Raw genomic sequence first — 17,476 nt, 5'->3', positions numbered from 1 at the left:
CGGAAATCGCTCCTGGAGCGGAGGAATACTGCAAATCGATAATTGCAAACGTGGGCGGACCAGGACCGCCCCCGAATGGGCAGGGGATACAGTTCTAAATCTTTTCCCGTAACTCGGCGGCAGTTGGCCAGATCGTCGCTCATGGGCGGACAAGTCATTCGTCCCAGCGAACGCTGTTGCGTGAATTGATTTTGCGCTGACGCTCTCTACTCTGCAGCGAGGGCTATGAATGAAGCGCGCACGTTTTGTGTGGGAGTTCCAGACAATATTCAGCCGGGCTCGAATTGAAGCCGGTCTTCAGGCGATTTCGAATTCGTCTCCGTCAGCGTACGATCCTCCAATCGAGCTCAGCGTGCCGTTTGCGCACGGTCCGTCAGCTGTCGCGTACGGTTCGGCGCTTGAGACCAGCTTTTGCTTCTGTCAGGCCGCGACACTGGCTCGCGACACCCTATTGCGCGTTCGGAGCGACGCTAGCTCCAAACAAGCTTGAGGTCTTCACATGCTTTTCTTGCACATTTTCGCAGCCCTGAGCACGACGACAGTCATGCTCGACAGCGCAGAACTTTACTTCAGCAGTGCAGGGAAGGCAGTGGCCGACCATCACCGCGCAATTGTGCAGTTTGTCCAGGTCCGTGAACGCGGACGTATCACCCAAAGGATTTAGCTATGGCGACGCAAACAACGGACGGCGGCAGCACGGTTTCTTTCGGAAATACTCCGCAAGCCAACACCGACATTTTCTCGTTTACGGAAGACGCCAGCAACATTCTCATCTTGAATGTGCTGGCAAATGATCTTGGGGGCGCGGCAAAGACGCTGTTCTCCCTGGACGATGGAACGAGCGCCTCCTCGTCCACTAAGAACTACGCACCGACAGACCTGCTGGTCAAAGATGTGGCGTACAGCGGTGATGCCGCCGGAATGGCCGCAACCGGTGACCGCAGCGCCCTCGGTGCACGCATCTGGATCGAAACGGACGGCACCGTTCATTACGACAAGGGCGACATCAACGTTCAGCTTCAGGCGCTGGCGACCGGGCAAACGCTGAGTGACACATTCACCTACGCTATCCAGCTGGGTAATGGCACGCTCAGTTGGGCGACCGTGACACTTCAGTTCAATGGCGCAAACAACTCGGTCTTCATCACATCGAGTCCGCAGAGCGGCTCGGCGGTAGAAGACGCGAACGCCACGCCGGATCTCTCGGATTCGCAGAGCGCGGCCGGCACCATCAGCTTCAACGACGCCGATCTCAGCGACACGCATTCGGCCTCGTTCGCGGCAGCCTCTTTCAATACCACTTCGCTCGGCACCTTCTCGCTCGATCCTGTCAACGAGCCGGCCAATGCCGCCAGCGGCTCGGTGCAATGGCACTATGCGCTTAACGATTCGGCTGCTCAGTATCTAGCCGCGGGCCAGAACGTTACCGAAAGCTTCGTGGTGACGATCAACGACGGCCACGGCTCGACGGCTACCCAGACGGTGACGGTGACCATCACCGGCACTAACGATACGGCAACCGTCTCTTCGGATTCCAAGTCCGTCACCGAGAGCGATGCCGCAGCGGCGCTCAACACCAGCGGCCAGCTCACCATCACCGACCCGGACACGGGCGAAGCCCATGTCGTCGCGCAGAGTAATGTCCACGGCAGCTATGGCGACTTCAGCATCGATGCCAACGGCGTCTGGAGCTACACTGGCAATGGCGCCCACAACGAGCTCACCGCCGGCCAAGAGGTGCAGGACCAGTTCACGGTGACGAGCCAGGACGGCACCGCCAGCGGCACCGTCACGGTGACCATCACCGGCACCAACGACGCCGCCACCGTGAGCTCGAACTCGAAGTCCGTCACCGAGGGCGACACCGCCGCCGCGTTGAACGCCTCCGGGCAGCTGACGATTGTGGATCCCGACAGCGGCGAAGCCCACGTCATGGCGCAGACCAACGTGCAAGGAGCCTATGGCGACTTCAGCATCGATGCCAACGGCGCCTGGAGCTACACCGGCAACGGCGCGCACAACGAGCTCACCGCCGGCCAGCAGGTGCAGGACCAGTTCACGGTGACGAGCCAGGACGGCACCGCCAGCGGCACCGTCACCGTGACCATCACCGGCACCAACGACGCCGCAACCGTGAGCTCGGACTCGAAGTCCGTCACCGAGGGCGACACCGCCGCCGCGTTGAACGCCTCCGGGCAGCTGACGATTGTGGATCCCGACAGCGGCGAAGCCCACGTCGTGGCGCAGACCAACGTGCAAGGAGCCTATGGCGACTTCAGCATCGATGCCAACGGCGCCTGGAGCTACACCGGCAACGGCGCGCACAACGAGCTCACCGCCGGCCAAGAGGTGCAGGACCAGTTCACGGTGACGAGCCAGGACGGCACCGCCAGCGGCACCGTCACGGTGACCATCACCGGCACCAACGACGCCGCCACCGTGAGCTCGAACTCGAAGTCCGTCACCGAGGGCGACACCGCCGCCGCGTTGAACGCCTCCGGGCAGCTGACGATTGTGGATCCCGACAGCGGCGAAGCCCACGTCGTGGCGCAGACCAACGTGCAAGGAGCCTATGGCGACTTCAGCATCGATGCCAACGGCGTCTGGAGCTACACCGGCAACGGCGCGCACAACGAGCTCACCGCCGGCCAGCAGGTGCAGGACCAGTTCACGGTGACGAGCCAGGACGGCACCGCCAGCGGCACCGTCACGGTGACCATCACCGGCACCAACGATGCTGCCACCGTGAGCTCGGACTCGAAGTCCGTCACCGAGGGCGACACCGCCGCCGCGTTGAACGCCTCCGGGCAGCTGACGATTGTGGATCCCGACAGCGGCGAAGCCCACGTCGTGGCGCAGACCAACGTGCAAGGAGCCTATGGCGACTTCAGCATCGATGCCAACGGCGCCTGGAGCTACACCGGCAACGGCGCGCACAACGAGCTCACCGCCGGACAGCAGGTGCAGGACCAGTTCACGGTCACCAGCCAGGACGGCACCGCCACAGGCACCGTGACGGTGACGATCACCGGCATCAACGATGCGCCATTAACGGCTACCGACAGCAATGCGGCGGCCAACTCCGTGGCTGAAGGAGCCGCGGCCGGCACGACGGTGGGCATCACCGCGTCGGCGACAGATGTCGACGGACCCTTGGTGACCTACGCGCTGGCCAGCGACACCTCAGGCGGAGGCTTCACCATCAACTCGACCACCGGCGTAGTCACTGTCGCCGATCCGAGCAAGATCAATTACGAGAGCGCGGCGAGTCACGCTTATTCTGTGACGGTGCAGACCTCGGATGGCACGCTGAACAGCCAGCAGACCTTCAGCATCGCCGTGACGGACGTGGCGCCGTCAACGCCGGTCGATGGCAATGCGGCCACCAACACGGTGGCCGAGGGCGCCGCGGCGGGAACGAGCGTCGGCCTCACCGCGTCGGCAACTGATGTCAACGGGCCGGCGGTGAGCTACAGCCTGGTGGGCGACACCTCCAATGGCGGGTTTGCCATCAATGCGACCACCGGCGTGGTGACCGTCGCCGATCCGAGCAAGATAAGTTATGCCGGCAGCGGATCATCTCACAGCTACTCCGTAACCGTGCAGGCATCCGATGGCACGCTGAGCAGTCAGCAGACCTTCAGCGTTGCCGTGACGCAACCGGATACAACGCCGCCGACCGCCTCGGTATCTCATGCATTGAGCCAGAGCCATCAGACCTCCACCTTCACGGTGGCGGCGTCCGATGCGAGCGGCATCAAGACGGTTCAGCTGTTTGACACGATAACACCTTCTGGGAGTGGCACTGCAAACCAGCCAGTCCTGATCTACACGTTCACCGCGGCTGATATCGTGAACGGCAACTATGTTCATACGTTTACAGATGGACTGGCTCCGTTTGCGACCATCAACAACGACACGCATAAGATCAGCGCGGTCGTGACGGACAATGCCAACCTTTCGACCACTGTATTTGATGCCGTGACCTTCAACACTAATGGTGGAAGCGGCGGGAGCACAAAATTCTCGGCTCCGGCCGGTGTCGCTGGATCGCCCATCAACCTCGGCTTGAGTGACCCGACTGGAGGAATGGCAGAGGTGACGCTGACCATCACCGGGATGCTGGAGGGGTGCTGGATCAGTGGGACTACCCACAACCCAGATGGCTCGTGGTCGATCACAACGAGCAATCTCAGCTCGCTGACCGTCACGACCGCCGCAGACTACGTCGGGGCCTTCGTGCTGAACGTGGCAGAGCAATGGACCAATGCGGATGGCAGCATCGGGACAGCGACGATCCTGGACAATCTGGAAGCCTACGCCCCAGGCTCGCCCATCTTCGCCTGGTCGGGCGACGATACGCTGACCGCATCAAGCGGCCATGACACCCTGGTGTTCTCGCAACCGATCGGGAACGACAAGGTCTACAGCTTTGACGTCTCGTCCGACGTCGTCGACCTGATCAGCTACGGCTGGCAGAGCTTCAGCGATGTTCAGGCCCACAGCGCCGATGACGCCAACGGCAATGCCGTCATCACGCTGGGCGACGGCCAGACGATTATATTGGATGGCGTGCATACGGCGGACCTGACGGAGGCGAACTTCGAATTCGATGTCAGCCCGACCGTCCAGAACCCGGGCGCGATGACCGTCGGCGATGGCGCGATGCTGCCGCTCTCCGGCATCGTCGACAACACCGGCACCATCGAGTTGCAGGCATGCGGCAACGACACGCTGCCGCAACTCATCCAGACCGGTCTCAAGCTGGAGGGCGCCGGACATGTCATTCTGTCGGATGATGACCACAACATCATCGCCGGTACGGCGTCGGACGTGATCCTCGACAACGTCGACAACACGATCTCTGGAGCCGGCCAGCTGGGGCAATGCAGCCTGACGCTCAGCAACGAGGGCACTATCCTCGCCAATGGGAGCCATGCGCTGGTGATCGACACCGGGACCAACGTGATCGCGAACGCCGGGACGTTGGAGGCCACCGGCAGCGGCGGTCTCTTGATCAACAGCGCGGTCGCCAATACGGGTCTGTTATGGGCGAACGGTGCCAGCGTTACGGCGCTCGGCGAGGTCAGCGGCTCCGGTGACGCGGAGATCAGCGGCACCGGCACGATCGAGTTTGGAGCGGCTTCCAGCGTCGATGTCATCTTGGATGCAGATGCCACCGGCCACTTGGTCCTGGACGATGCCTTCCATTTCACGGGAACGGTGAGCGGACTGACAGCTGACGATGATATTGATCTCAAGGATGTCAGCTTTGGTGCTGAGATGACCCTGAGCTTCGTCGGGAACCAGGCGGGCACCGGCGGCACCCTGACAGTGTCGGATGGCGCTCACACCGCGAACATCGTGCTGCTCGGCCAATATGATCCGACAGGTTTCACCACGAAAGGAGACGCAACGAGTGGAACCACGATCTTCTATGACCCGCACCACGTCGCCTGAGCAGCATGCAAGTGCCAGCTGCCGGCGTTCCGGGCGATGCGCGCTGCGACGATTTCATTCTGCGCTTTCCGAGGTACCGGATTTGATGACCCCGTCCCAAACACATGATCAGCTGCGGCGCCTGCTGAAGCCCTCTCAGGGGCCCTTCGTCACCGCAGCTCTATTCAGCCTGGCGATCAATCTGCTCTATCTGGCCGGGCCATTGTACATGCTGCAGATTTATGACCGGGTCATCTCGAGCGCCAGCGAAATTACCCTGGTCATGCTCACGATTGCGCTGTTGCTGGCACTCGCGACCCTCGCAGGCCTTGACACGGTACGCGCTCGGGTGCTGACGCGCACCAGCCTCCGTCTCGACCGCGACATCGCGCCCAATGTCATGACCGCCATCATCGATCGCGCTACCGGCGGTGCGCGCAGCCATCTGCTGCGCGATTTCGACACCTTCCGCCAGTTCATCACTGGCACCGGAGTTCATGCCATCCTCGATCTGCCCTGGACGCCGATCTATATCGTGGTGATCTTTGGTTTGCATCCCGCGCTGGGCATGTTTGCGCTGGCATGTTCGATTATCCTGATCCTGATGGCCGTCCTCAACGAATGGATCGTCAAGTCGCCGTTGTCGGAGTCGAATGAGGCGGCAAGCCGAAACTACAATTTCACGGAGATGAGCCTGCGCAACACTGAAGTGGTGCGCGCGATGGGCATGACGGCAGGGCTTTTGAAGCGCTGGAGCCGCGATCGCAACCGAATGCTCGAGCGCCAGGCGGTCGCAAGCGATCGCGCGGCCACAATGCAGAGCCTGATCCGCTTTCTGCGACTTGCAATGCAATCCTTGATCCTTGGTCTCGGCGCCTACCTCGTGATCGAGCGGCTGACGACCGCCGGGGCGATGTTTGCCGCAAGCATCCTGCTTGGCCGCGCCTTGCAGCCGGTGGAGCAGATCGTTGGATCATGGCGCGGACTGATCTCGGCGCGCGGTGCATTCTTGCGTCTGCGCGAGCTGTTGGCGGCTCATCACGCGCAGGAAGCCCTGCTCACGCTGCCGAGACCGGAGGGCCGCCTGTCTCTCGAATTGGTGTCCTGCGTCGCATCAGGTGTTGCGAAGCCGATCCTCCGGGGCGTCACCTTTCAGATCGAACCAGGCGAAGTGCTCGGAATCATCGGCCCGTCCGGCGCCGGTAAATCCACACTCGCGCGCCACATCGTGGGCGTGCAGGCCCCATCGGCGGGCACGATTCGCATCGACGGAGCCAATGTTTCGACCTGGATCAAGACCTCGCTCGGCGGCCATCTCGGCTACCTGCCGCAGGACGTCGAACTGTTTGCCGACACCGTTGCGGCAAATATCTGCCGGTTCAATGCCGGGGCAGATCAACAGATCATCTTGGCGGCGCGTATGGCCGGGGTTCACGACATGATCTTGCGACTTCCCCAAGGCTATGACAGCCATGTTGGGGAAGGCGGCGCGGTCCTGTCCGGAGGCTATCGTCAGCGTATTGGTCTTGCACGGGCGGTATACGGCAATCCCAGCCTTGTTGTGCTTGACGAGCCGAGCTCGAATCTGGACTCGGACGGCGATGCCGCTCTCGCCGATTGCATCATGCAACTCAAGAAGCGCGGAACGACAGTGGTGATTATTTCCCATCGGCCGGCCACCATCGGCGTGGCCGACAAGATTCTGGTGCTCCGCGAAGGCGTCGTCGAGATGTTCGGACCACGTGCCGAGATCCTGGCCCGCCTGACGCGGCCTGTACCGGTCCACACGGTCCGTGAAACGGCGGGTTAGGACGTGGCCATGGCCCTGTTGGAATTTGCAAGCCGATCGAAACAACTCGCTGCGGCGCCGGACTGGACGAGCGAGCGGTCGAGGGAGAATGCGCCGAACGACTCCATTCGTGGCGTGGCGCTCACGGGATGGCTGATCATCGTCATCTTTTTTGGCGGTATCGGCACTTGGGCGGTGACGGCGCCGCTTAACGGCGCCGTGGTTGCCAATGCGGTCATCAAGGTCGATGGCAACCGCAAGAGCGTCCAGCACCTCGACGGCGGCATTGTCAAGGAATTGCACGTTCGGGAAGGGGAACGGGTGCTGGCGGGTGATGTCCTGATCGTCCTGGACGATACGCAGGCTCGTGCTGAGTACGAGGTACTCACGCAACAATACGCCGTGCTTCGTGCGACGGAAGTGCGGCTCCTGACGGAGCTCGATCATGAATCCGAGCTGGCTATGCCGAACGACTTGAGAGCGCGCTCTGATGACCCCTATTTCAAAAGCGTTTGGAGCGGTCAGCATAATCAGTTCGAAAGTCGGCGAGCGTCACTCGAGGGGCAACGAAGCGTCATTCGCGAGAAGATCAACCAGCTTGGGTCGCAGATCGTGGGCGCGGAGGCTCAGGTCAAGGCTTTCACCGACCAAATAAACTCTGTCCGCAACGAGGCACAAGATATAGCCCCGCTTGTTGAACGAGGCCTGATTGCCCGCCCGCGAATTCTCCAGCTGGAGCGAACGGCGTACGGTTTGGAAGGCCAGATCGCCGACACAAAAGCCAGCATCGCGAAGGCGCGCCAGGCGATCGCCGAACAGGAGCAGCAGATCGCCCAACTCGACAATGATCGGATGACAGATGTCACCAAGGATCTGCGCGACACGCAGGCCAGATTGCTCGAGGTCATTCCGAAGGCGCTGAGTGCAAAATCGGTACTTGGTCGCATGGAAATTCGGGCGCCCTATACCGGCCGGGTGGTGGGATTGAGCGTATTCGCCGTCGGAGGCGTCATCCAGCGCGGCGATAGGATCCTCGATATCGTGCCGGCTGAGGACGCACTCACCATCGAAGCACAAATTGCCGTCGAGGACATCGGCGACGTGCATCCCGATATGCGGGCTGAAGTCCATCTCACCGCCTACAAGCAGCGCATTGTCCCAATCATTCATGGCGACGTCATTCAGGTCTCGGCCGACCGCCTCACTGATCCAAAGACGAATGCGTCGTACTACACGGCCTTTGTCCGGATTAACCAGGCTGAACTGACGGGCATGCCGAACATTCGCTTGTATCCTGGGATGCCGGCGACTGTTATGATCCCGACCATTCAACGAACCGCGTTCGAGTACATCGTCGGGCCGCTCGCAATGTCATTCAATCAATCGTTCCGACAGAAATAACGCGACCGCGCGGGTGATCGAAGAGGCAGCAACAGCCGCGACGCGGCCAAATCCTTTTAGCGGCCTTCATAGATCTAAACCACTCCAGTGCCGGCCGCAGCAGCTGCTATGCTCGCAACTTAAGAAGCTGCTTGCAGGCGAGAAACCACCAAAATGGAAGCCGATCAAGCCGCGTGCAATATCGCCGACGGCAAGTGGTCCTAAACGCCGGTGCGGAAACGCACCAACGCGCAAAAGCATGCGTGGCAGTGAAGTCGATGCGTCAATCGTTCTTAACAACGAAGTCGACCATGCGACATTCATCGCACAAGGGGACCGGCTTCCTGGATCCCGATGAGAAGGAGTTGCCCCGCGGCGCGTAGCTTCTCAGCTACCTTGGCATTTTCTTCGGATGTTGTGGTCGTCCAAGCGTATTCTATAGCGGGTTTGCAAGCTGCAAATGCCTTGCTGACAGCTTCAATTTGCCTACTGATCTCCAATGCCTTCTCTGATTGGCCTTTGCCTTGCCGAGGCCTGTTAGCACCTCGGCAGAAGTCTCCTGAGTGACTTCAGTAGGCAAATGCTCTCTAGGTTATTGAGAATCATTCAATTTAAGCCAATTTCGCGCGGCCAAAGATAGCGCTTGCAGCAAGGACCACACGGTTTTGCCGTACGCGCGGTTCGCCTGCGCCACAGGGTTCGACGGCGTTGTGCACCTTGCCATCGAAATGCTGGCGCGACGAACCTGACAGCGCCGTCCGTCCGCGCGAAACTTTAGGGCTCACGGAGAGCAATCCGCCCTGCCCTTAGCCTCGCGCCCGACGCTGCCGCGTCCACCGCAAGCCCAACTCTACGATCATCACGACACATGATCGCCCCTCAAGGGTGAGCCGGGATGGGCGACACATACGACAAATCCGAATTTCGGCAAAGGTGAATATTTTTGCGAGCTGGGATTGACTGAGGGGCGACACAGCAATAAGGGGCGGTGCAAAGCACCACCCCTTTTGGGCGAAAACGACCGCTTAAGACGAAAACGATCGTTTAATATGGCTGGTAATAGTAGCGCGGACCGTAATAAGGACCGCCGCCGTAATAGCCCGGGCCGCCGTAGTAAGGACCCGGGCCATAATAATAGCGGTTCTCATAGTACTCGCGGCGCTGACTCTCGGCGATCGCGCCTCCGATCAGACCCGCCGCCATGCCCATGAAGGCGAGACCTGCGGCGTTCGGCCCGCGTCGATAGTAATGGCGGCGTCGGGCGGCGCTGAAATCAGTAACGTCGGAGGAGCCCTGCCCTGCCGTGACACTCTTTGCGGACACCGCCGTGGCCGGTGCTGAGGACGCCGCTGCCGAGGGCGATACGGGGGCTGCGACCATTGCCAGGCTTGCGAACGCGGCCAGGACCATGTTGCGGCGGGCTGCGGGAATCATCGGTCCTTCGCTCATTTTGACCTTCCTCTATTCTCGCCTCTGTTCTCGCCAAAGCGACATAAGCAACGACACGTAACTCGCAAACCACTGAAATGGTTTCCTGATCGCGGCGATCTGCCACGCCTTGAACGATTGTAAACCGAACGATCAGATCCAGCTTGAACCATCCAACCTGAGCGGATAATGAACAGCCGCGCCGTTTTTCGGTCGCCGTAAGCGTGTCACGTGAACCAACGCATCAACCGACGCCGTCGGAATCGATGCCATTTTCGAAGGTTCAACGTGATCGACGCGTCCTTTTCCTCGAAAGAAATCAGATGATTGCGGTTCGTAAACTGCCGGCGCGCTATGCGCCGATCGTGATGCCATTCGTGCTGTCCATCCTCATGACGGCGGTGGTGTCAGTCATTTCGACGCTGCGAAGCCTCGGCGCAACGCCGGCCTTCCTGGCAACCTGGCCCGGCGCCTGGGGGCTGTCATGGCTCGTCGCTTTCCCGACGCTGCTCGTGGTGCTGCCGCTGGTCCGCCGGATCGTGGCCTGCCTCGTCGCCGCCCCACCTCAACCAGGCCAATAGCCGGAGCGCCCCTACGACAGCGCCCCCAGCACGCCGCGCGTCGCCTTGTCGATCTCCTCGACATAGCGGCGGCGCGCGAAGTTCTCGGTGAGGAAGCCGACCACCTTGCGGCTGTCGGTGGAATCGACCACCGCCAGCATCTCGGCTTCGGCCTCGTCGAACACCGCCATCGCCGACTTCACGTTCATTTCCGGGATCAGCACGATGTCGATCAGGCGGGCGAGCTCGATCACCTGGATTTCGTCGGCGATAGTGTCGAGATCGCTGGAGAACAGGTCGGGCAGCAGGACGAGGCCGACATATTCGTCCGCATTATTGACGATGACGATACCAGGCCGCGAGCCCAGCGCGAATTCGCGGCGCACGGCCGCGATCGTCGTGGTCGACGGCACCTTGCCGACGTCCGAGCGCATCAGCCGCTCGACGGTGAGATTACGCAGCCAGCCGACGTCGTTGGCGCTGCGGATGGTCTCGCCGCGCAGGTGCAGGCGCCAGGTCGAGAAGGAGTGGCCGAACATGAAGCGGACGCAGATCGAGGTAACGATGCAGCCGGCCAGCACCACGGCGGTGACGTCGACATTGCGCGTCATCTCGAGCACGAGGAACGACATGGTCAAGGGGCCGCCGACGATGGCGACGCCGAGCGTCGCCATGCCAGTCAGCATCGCGACCAGCGGATCGATCACGAAGTTCGGGCTGATCAAGAGCAGCAGCGCGGCAAAGAACTTGCCGATCAGGCTGCCGACGAACAGCGAGGCGAAGAACAGGCCGCCACGGAAGCCCGAGGCGAGCGAGACCAGGCAGGCCGTCACCTTCAGGGCGATGACCAGCGCGATCAGGCCGATCGTCATGTCATGAAAGAGATCGAGCACCATGGCGCCGTGGCCGGCGGCCAGCACCTGCGGCGTGACAATCGCGAAGCCGCCGACGATGAGGCCGCCGATCACCGGACGCAGCCAGACCGGCATCCAGGCGAATAGGCGCTCGAACGTCGGCGAGGAGCGCATCACGGCGATGCCGACGCCGCTGGTGACAAGGGCAAGCCCGATCAGGGCCAGGTACTGCTCGACACCGACGGCGCTGACCTTCGGTATCTCCAGCGAGTACGGCGCGCCGCCCAGCCATTGCGCGGTCAGGGCGCCCGCGAGCGAGGCCGCCAGGATCGGGGCGGCACTGCCGACCGAATAGACGCCGACGATCAGCTCGCAGGCGTAGAAGGCGCCGGTGATCGGCGCGCCGAACGCCGCCGCGATCGCGGCGGCAGCGCCGCAGCCGACCATCAGGCGCATATCGTTGCGGCGGAGATTGAAAAACTTGCCGAGCAGCGCGGCGATACCCGAGCCGATCTGGGTATAGCCGGCTTCGAGGCCGACCGAAGCGCCGCAGCCGTTGGAGATCAAGGTCTGGCTCGACACCACCAGGCTGTCGCGCATCGAGAGATTGCCGCCGCGCAGCGCGTTGGCCTCGATCGGGTCGACCGCGTTCGAGATCTTCATGCGCCGCCGCGACCATTCCATGATGCCGAGCGAGAGCCCGCCGAGCGCCGGCGCGATCAGCGCCGCCCAGGGACTGACGCTCGCATTGGACGAGAGGCGGACATCGATGGGAATGCCATAGATCACGACGTGCGCGATCTGGGCGATCTCGGCCATCAGCGTCACGATCGCGCCCGCCAGCGTGCCGATCGCGAGCGCGAGCGGGATCAGGTAGAACTCGTTGCTGCGTAGCAGGGCACGCAGCCGAACCATGGTGCGGTTCGTCCTCTTGCTATCGATCAGATGTTTGATTCGAACGAACACCTTCTGCCCGCCCTACCCTTCCGACCGGCCGTAGTCGGCCATGCGGACGCTGATATTGCCAGAGGTGCCCTGGTGGATGCCGAGCGCATTCATGCGGCGGCAGGCGTCGATGATGGCCTGTCTCTTGTCGAGCTCGTCCGCTGTCATCGACATCTCGATTCTTCTCGGCTTCTTGGCGATGAACGTCAGAGGGGAAGTACGGCAAAGCAATGTCGCAGTGCAAGCGAAAGCGACCTGATCGGGCGCCATCTTACCGACGGATCCGCGGCTCCTCGAAATGAACCGTAAAATCAACAAATTAGCAGATTGCCGCCCCCCTACGACAGGCTCGCCCGAACGGCTGCAATGCCGTTGATGACGAACTGCACCGAATAGGCGGCGAGCAACATGCCCAGCACGCGCGAGAGCACGGCATTTCCGGTGCGCCCGAGGGTGCGGGCGATCAGGCTCGCGGAGACGAAGCACAGCATGCAGAGCAGGCAGACCGAGAGCACCACGGCGATGATGATCGCGAGCCTCGCTCCATAGCCGGCATCGCCCGCCAGCAGCAGCGTGGTCGCGATCGCGCCGGGGCCGGCCATCATGGGAATGGCGAGCGGAAACACCGCGACATCGGAGGCATGCTCGGATGTCGCCTTGTCGGCCTCCCGGGCCTCGCGATGCGGACGGTCACCGAAGATCATCTGATACGAGACGCCGAACAGCAGCAGCCCGCCGGCGATCTGGAAGGCGGGAATGCCGATCCCGAGCTGGCGGAGCAGGCCGTTTCCGACCAGCGCGATCACGACCAGGATCGAGGCAGCGATCAGCGGCGCCCGCAACGCGACCGTTCGCTTGATCTTGTCGGGCATGCCGGCGGTGGCGGCCAGGAAGGCCGGCGCAAGGCCGACGGGGTCGACCACCAGCAGCAGCGTCACGAAGGCCGACAGGGCGAAATCGATCATGTCTCGGGGGCTCCGCGGAAGGAACGATGGCAGGCGGACTGACTTAGCCCGGCAGAACCATTTTGGAAATCACTGGAGGCGATCAATGAGCGACAGTGGAATCGGAATGCTGCTCGGCCATCTCTCGGCCAACCTGCTCTGGCTCTGGTTCATCGGAGCCTTCCTGCTCGGCGCGGTCCTCGTCTACGGCGTGATGAAGGCCGGACGCCTGCGGCGCAGCGAACGCGCGCAGCTCGACCGCAACACCGAGGCCCGGCAACGGCAGGAGGATCCCTACAAGCATCCAACCTGAGAGATCGCCGTGAGCGCCGGTTGCAGTTTGGAACTTTCGTTTTTCAAGGGGCTTTGATCGCCTGAGGATTGAGGGAGGCGACGCCTTCCCATGTGACCTCGAGAGGAGGACGTATGGCTAAACGAGCGAAGAAACGCACAACCAAGAAGACCGCCGCGCGCCGACCGCGTCAGGCGCCGAAGATGCTCAGCGACCTGTTCCTGGAGACGCTGAAGGACATCTATTTCGCGGAGAACAAGATCATCAAGACGCTGCCGAAGATGGCCAAGGCTGCGCATTCGAAAGATCTTGCGGCGGCCTTCAACAAGCATCTGCGCGAGACCCAGGGCCAGGTCAAGCGTCTCGACCAAGTCTTCAAGATGCTGGGCAAGCCCGCACGTGGCAAGACTTGCGAGGCCATCAACGGCATCACCGACGAGGGCGCCGAGATCATGAAGGCGTTCAAGAACGCCCCTGCCCTCGACGCCGGTCTGCTCGCGGCGGCGCAAGCCGTGGAGCACTACGAAATCTCCCGCTACGGCACGCTGCGGACCTGGGCCGAGGAGCTGGGCATGCAGGATGCGGCGAGGCTGCTCCAGGAGACGTTGGACGAGGAAGAGGCGACCGACCACACGCTGACCGAGCTAGCGACGTCCGTGATCAACCTCGAAGCGGAAGACGAGTACCGCGCGGCGGCCTGAGCCGCACGCGCGCAAGAAAAGACGCCGCGGTCCCGGCCGCGGCGTTTGCCTGTTCGGGATCACACGATGGCGCATGGCACGCCCGCGTCGTCGGGCTGGATTTCCGCGGAACCGGCCCCATATGCAGCCTTTCCCACCGCCGAGTCCGCATCATGCAACCAAAAAATCCCCTCGACTGGATGCTGTCGGAAGCCCTGGACTCGCTGACCCGCGCCGAACGGCTGCGCCAGCAGTTCGGCCGCCAGGAAGCCTGCTGGGAGCCGCCGATCGACGTGCTCGAAACCGAGCATGAGCTCCTGATCCTGGTCGCGCTTCCCGGCGTCAATCCGGACAATGTCGAGACGATGATCCATGACGGCACGCTCGTCATCTCCGGCCAGCGCACCCTTCCGCCGGAGCTTCGCAACGCCCGCATCCACCGGCTCGAGCTACCGCAGGGCCGCTTCGAGCGGCGCATCGCGCTCCCCCTTGGCCGCTACGCCATCAGCCGCTTCGTGATGGACGGCTGCGTTGCGCTGCGTCTCGCCAAATCCTGAGGTCGATCATGGCCACCGAACAGATGAATAACGTCCAGACCAATTCCCAAAACAACTCCGACGTGAAGGTCCCCGAAGACGCGCTGATCATCATCCCCGTGCGCGAGATGGTGCTGTTCCCCGGCGCGATCGCGCCGATTTCGATCGGCCGGGCAAAGTCCATCGCCGCCGCACAGCAGGCGCTGCGCGAGCAGCGGCCGGTCGGCATCGTCCTGCAACGCAGCCCCGAGATCGAGGAGCCCGGCCCGGACGACCTCTACCGGGTCGCGACCATCGCCAATATCGTGCGCTACATCACCGCGCCCGACGGCACCCACCACATCGTCTGCCAGGGCGTGCAGCGCGCGCGTATCCTCGACTTCCTGCCGGGCACGCCGTTCCCGGCTGCGCGCATCCAGCAGATCCCCGAGCCGACCACGACCTCGCCCGAGATCGAGGCGCGCGCGCTGAACCTGCAGCGCCTGGCCATCGAGGCGATCGAGCTGCTGCCGCAGGCCCCGCCCGAGCTAGCCGCGATGTTCCAGGGCACCAGCGCGCCCGGCGCGCTGGCGGACCTGGCGACCTCGTTCATGGACATCAAGCCGCAGGACAAGCAGGAGGTGCTGGAGACCATCGACCTCGCCTTGCGCGTCGAGAAGGTGTCGAAGCACCTCGCCGAACGGTTGGAGGTGCTGCGCATCAGTAACGAAATCGGCCAGAAGACCCGCGCCAGCTTCGACGAGCGGCAGCGCGAGGCGATCCTGCGCGAGCAGATGGCGACCATCCAGCGCCAGCTCGGCGAAGGCGACGGCAAGGCGGCCGAGGTCGCCGAGCTGACGGCTGCCATCGCCAAGGCCAACATGCCGCCCGAGGCGGACGCGCACGCCAAGAAAGAGCTGCGTCGCTACGAGCGCATGCCGGAGGCCGCCGGCGAAGCCGGCATGGTCCGCAGCTATCTCGACTGGCTGATCGAGCTGCCCTGGGCGCTGCCCGCGGAGAAGCCGATCGACATCCAGGAGGCGCGCCGCATCCTCGATGACGACCATTTCGGCCTGGAGAAGATCAAGAGCCGGATCATCGAATATCTGGCGGTGCGCAAGCTCGCTCCGCAGGGCAAGGCGCCGATCCTGTGCTTCGTCGGCCCGCCCGGCGTCGGCAAGACCTCGCTCGGCCAATCCATCGCACGCGCGATGGATCGCCCCTTCGTACGCGTCAGCCTCGGCGGCGTGCATGACGAGGCGGAGATCCGCGGCCACCGGCGCACCTATATCGGCGCGCTGCCCGGCAACATCATCCAGGGCATCAAGAAGGCGGGCGCCCGCAACTGCGTGATGATGCTGGACGAGATCGACAAGATGGGCCGCGGTGTGCAGGGCGATCCTTCCGCCGCGATGCTGGAGGTGCTCGACCCCGAACAGAACGGGACGTTCCGGGACAATTACCTGGGCGTGCCCTTCGACCTGTCGCGCGTGGTGTTCATCGCGACCGCCAACATGCTGGACCAGATCCCGGGTCCGCTGCTCGACCGCATGGAGCTGATCAGCCTCGCCGGCTACACCGAGGACGAGAAGCTGGAGATCGCGCGGCGCTACCTGGTGCGGCGCCAGCTGGAGGCCAACGGCCTCTCGGCCGAACAGGCCGAGATCGAGCCGGAGGCACTGAAGCTGATCGTCAAGGGCTACACCCGCGAGGCCGGCGTGCGTAACCTCGAGCGCGAGATCGGTAAGGTGTTCCGGCATGCCGCGGTGCAGGTCGCCGAGGGCACGGCCGCGAAGGTCGTGGTGAGGACGAAGGACATCGCCACCGTGCTCGGCCAGCCGCGCTTCGAGGGCGAGATCGCGCTACGCACCAGCGTTCCCGGCGTTGCCACCGGCCTCGCCTGGACGCCGGTCGGCGGCGACATTCTGTTCATCGAGGCGACGCGCGTCCCCGGCAAGGGCGGGCTGATCCTGACCGGTCAGCTCGGCGACGTCATGCGCGAGAGCGTGCAAGCTGCGCTGACGCTGGTGAAGAGCCGAGCCACCCAGCTCGGCATCGATCCGCAGCTGTTCGAGAAGAGCGACATCCACGTTCACGTTCCCGCGGGTGCGACCCCGAAGGACGGGCCGAGCGCGGGCGTTGCGATGTTCACGGCGCTGACGTCGCTACTCACCAATCGCACGGTGCGCAGCGACACCGCGATGACCGGCGAGATCTCGCTGCGCGGCCTGGTGCTGCCGGTCGGCGGCATCAAGGAGAAGGTGGTGGCTGCGGCCGCGGCCGGATTGAAGCGGGTGATGCTGCCGGCGCGCAACAAGCGGGATTACGACGACATCCCGAAGAGCGCGCGGGACAACCTCGAATTCATCTGGCTGGAGCGCGTGGACGAAGCCATCGCCGCGACGCTCGAGCCGGCTGATGCCAAGGTTGAGGCAGCGGAGTGAATGCGATGAGCGGATTGCTGGAAAGAGCGAAGCGATCACGGAAAACGCAGCGGCTGCGCCAGCTGCTCGATCGCGCCATCGACCGGGTTCGCGATGCGCTGGCGGCGCCAGGACCGCGGCTTCAGCCGGTCCCGGTCCGGGTGAAGCGCCGCAAGGGTTGAGCCCTCCGTCTCAAGCCCTCGCGGCAGCCCCAAATAAAAGGCCCC

Annotated in this window: 12 protein-coding genes and 1 pseudogene; 9 read left to right on the top strand and 4 right to left on the bottom strand. The window is 63.1% G+C overall.

Translation table 11 applies throughout. The features are described 5' to 3' along the window. Positions 1-666: 666 nt before the first annotated feature. The 3 genes from ACSKB8_RS22685 to ACSKB8_RS22675 all read left to right on the top strand — a co-directional run bounded on the left by ACSKB8_RS22685 (position 667) and on the right by ACSKB8_RS22675 (position 8,629). Positions 667-5,460 (top strand): beta strand repeat-containing protein, encoded by a 4,794-nt coding sequence (locus ACSKB8_RS22685; RefSeq protein ID WP_438106483.1) that lies wholly within the window; start codon positions 667-669, stop codon positions 5,458-5,460. Between the two features lie 85 nt (positions 5,461-5,545). Beyond that, the gene (locus tag ACSKB8_RS22680; RefSeq protein WP_438110635.1) at positions 5,546-7,249 is read left to right on the top strand and encodes a type I secretion system permease/ATPase; all 1,704 of its coding nucleotides are present in this window, start codon (positions 5,546-5,548) and stop codon (positions 7,247-7,249) included. A gap of 9 nt (positions 7,250-7,258) precedes the next feature. Beyond that, positions 7,259-8,629, top strand: a complete 1,371-nt coding sequence (locus tag ACSKB8_RS22675) for an HlyD family type I secretion periplasmic adaptor subunit (RefSeq protein WP_438106482.1) — start codon at positions 7,259-7,261, stop codon at positions 8,627-8,629. A 1,023-nt stretch (positions 8,630-9,652) separates the two neighbouring features. On the opposite strand, the gene ACSKB8_RS22670 is transcribed toward ACSKB8_RS22675, so the two are convergent. After that, the gene (locus tag ACSKB8_RS22670) at positions 9,653-10,057 is read right to left on the bottom strand and encodes a hypothetical protein (protein ID WP_091898371.1); all 405 of its coding nucleotides are present in this window, start codon (positions 10,055-10,057) and stop codon (positions 9,653-9,655) included. A 302-nt stretch (positions 10,058-10,359) separates the two neighbouring features. Here ACSKB8_RS22670 and ACSKB8_RS22665 point away from each other — a divergent pair, with 302 nt between their 5' ends. Then, positions 10,360-10,617, top strand: a complete 258-nt coding sequence (locus ACSKB8_RS22665) for a DUF2798 domain-containing protein (RefSeq protein WP_091898414.1) — start codon at positions 10,360-10,362, stop codon at positions 10,615-10,617. Between the two features lie 11 nt (positions 10,618-10,628). Here the strand turns inward: ACSKB8_RS22665 and ACSKB8_RS22660 are convergent, their stop codons facing one another. The 3 genes and pseudogenes from ACSKB8_RS22660 to ACSKB8_RS22650 all read right to left on the bottom strand — a co-directional run bounded on the left by ACSKB8_RS22660 (position 10,629) and on the right by ACSKB8_RS22650 (position 13,360). Then, the gene (locus ACSKB8_RS22660) at positions 10,629-12,416 is read right to left on the bottom strand and encodes a chloride channel protein (RefSeq protein WP_438106480.1); all 1,788 of its coding nucleotides are present in this window, start codon (positions 12,414-12,416) and stop codon (positions 10,629-10,631) included. 33 nt (positions 12,417-12,449) lie between these two features. Beyond that, positions 12,450-12,569, bottom strand: a pseudogene (locus ACSKB8_RS22655) (class II aldolase/adducin family protein); the annotation flags it as partial. A gap of 164 nt (positions 12,570-12,733) precedes the next feature. Continuing rightward, on the bottom strand, positions 12,734-13,360 hold the full coding sequence (locus ACSKB8_RS22650) for a MarC family protein (protein WP_370991042.1): 627 nt from the start codon (positions 13,358-13,360) through the stop codon (positions 12,734-12,736). 85 nt (positions 13,361-13,445) lie between these two features. Between ACSKB8_RS22650 and ACSKB8_RS22645 the strand changes: the two genes are divergently transcribed. From ACSKB8_RS22645 to ACSKB8_RS22625, 5 genes are all read left to right on the top strand, one after another. After that, positions 13,446-13,652, top strand: coding sequence for a hypothetical protein (locus ACSKB8_RS22645; RefSeq protein ID WP_091898377.1), 207 nt, complete (start codon positions 13,446-13,448; stop codon positions 13,650-13,652). Between the two features lie 113 nt (positions 13,653-13,765). Beyond that, on the top strand, positions 13,766-14,332 hold the full coding sequence (locus tag ACSKB8_RS22640; protein ID WP_130211786.1) for a YciE/YciF ferroxidase family protein: 567 nt from the start codon (positions 13,766-13,768) through the stop codon (positions 14,330-14,332). Positions 14,333-14,484: 152 nt separating this feature from the next. Continuing rightward, positions 14,485-14,868 (top strand): Hsp20/alpha crystallin family protein, encoded by a 384-nt coding sequence (locus tag ACSKB8_RS22635; RefSeq protein WP_370991044.1) that lies wholly within the window; start codon positions 14,485-14,487, stop codon positions 14,866-14,868. Between the two features lie 8 nt (positions 14,869-14,876). Further along, on the top strand, positions 14,877-17,270 hold the full coding sequence (lon, locus tag ACSKB8_RS22630; protein WP_438106477.1) for an endopeptidase La: 2,394 nt from the start codon (positions 14,877-14,879) through the stop codon (positions 17,268-17,270). 5 nt (positions 17,271-17,275) lie between these two features. Then, a complete protein-coding gene (locus tag ACSKB8_RS22625; RefSeq protein WP_164934584.1) occupies positions 17,276-17,431 on the top strand; it encodes a hypothetical protein in 156 nt (51 codons plus the stop codon). Positions 17,432-17,476 lie beyond the last annotated feature (45 nt).

The organism is Bradyrhizobium sp. BR 1432 (genome assembly GCF_051547705.1).
Lineage (GTDB): Bacteria > Pseudomonadota > Alphaproteobacteria > Rhizobiales > Xanthobacteraceae > Bradyrhizobium > Bradyrhizobium zhanjiangense.
This window is presented reverse-complemented; position numbering and strand designations above follow the sequence as displayed.

What these genes read in the sequence shown, in the direction of transcription:
- ACSKB8_RS22685 (WP_438106483.1), top strand. Translation starts at nt 667, where the DNA reads ATGGCGACGCAAACAACGGACGGCGGCAGCACGGTTTCTTTCGGAAAT.
- ACSKB8_RS22675 (WP_438106482.1), top strand. Translation starts at nt 7,259, where the DNA reads ATGGCCCTGTTGGAATTTGCAAGCCGATCGAAACAACTCGCTGCGGCG.
- ACSKB8_RS22625 (WP_164934584.1), top strand. Translation starts at nt 17,276, where the DNA reads ATGAGCGGATTGCTGGAAAGAGCGAAGCGATCACGGAAAACGCAGCGG.
- ACSKB8_RS22645 (WP_091898377.1), top strand. Translation starts at nt 13,446, where the DNA reads ATGAGCGACAGTGGAATCGGAATGCTGCTCGGCCATCTCTCGGCCAAC.
- ACSKB8_RS22665 (WP_091898414.1), top strand. Translation starts at nt 10,360, where the DNA reads ATGATTGCGGTTCGTAAACTGCCGGCGCGCTATGCGCCGATCGTGATG.
- ACSKB8_RS22640 (WP_130211786.1), top strand. Translation starts at nt 13,766, where the DNA reads ATGGCTAAACGAGCGAAGAAACGCACAACCAAGAAGACCGCCGCGCGC.
- ACSKB8_RS22635 (WP_370991044.1), top strand. Translation starts at nt 14,485, where the DNA reads ATGCAACCAAAAAATCCCCTCGACTGGATGCTGTCGGAAGCCCTGGAC.
- ACSKB8_RS22680 (WP_438110635.1), top strand. Translation starts at nt 5,546, where the DNA reads ATGACCCCGTCCCAAACACATGATCAGCTGCGGCGCCTGCTGAAGCCC.
- ACSKB8_RS22670 (WP_091898371.1), bottom strand. Translation starts at nt 10,057, where the DNA reads ATGAGCGAAGGACCGATGATTCCCGCAGCCCGCCGCAACATGGTCCTG.
- lon (WP_438106477.1), top strand. Translation starts at nt 14,877, where the DNA reads ATGGCCACCGAACAGATGAATAACGTCCAGACCAATTCCCAAAACAAC.
- ACSKB8_RS22650 (WP_370991042.1), bottom strand. Translation starts at nt 13,360, where the DNA reads ATGATCGATTTCGCCCTGTCGGCCTTCGTGACGCTGCTGCTGGTGGTC.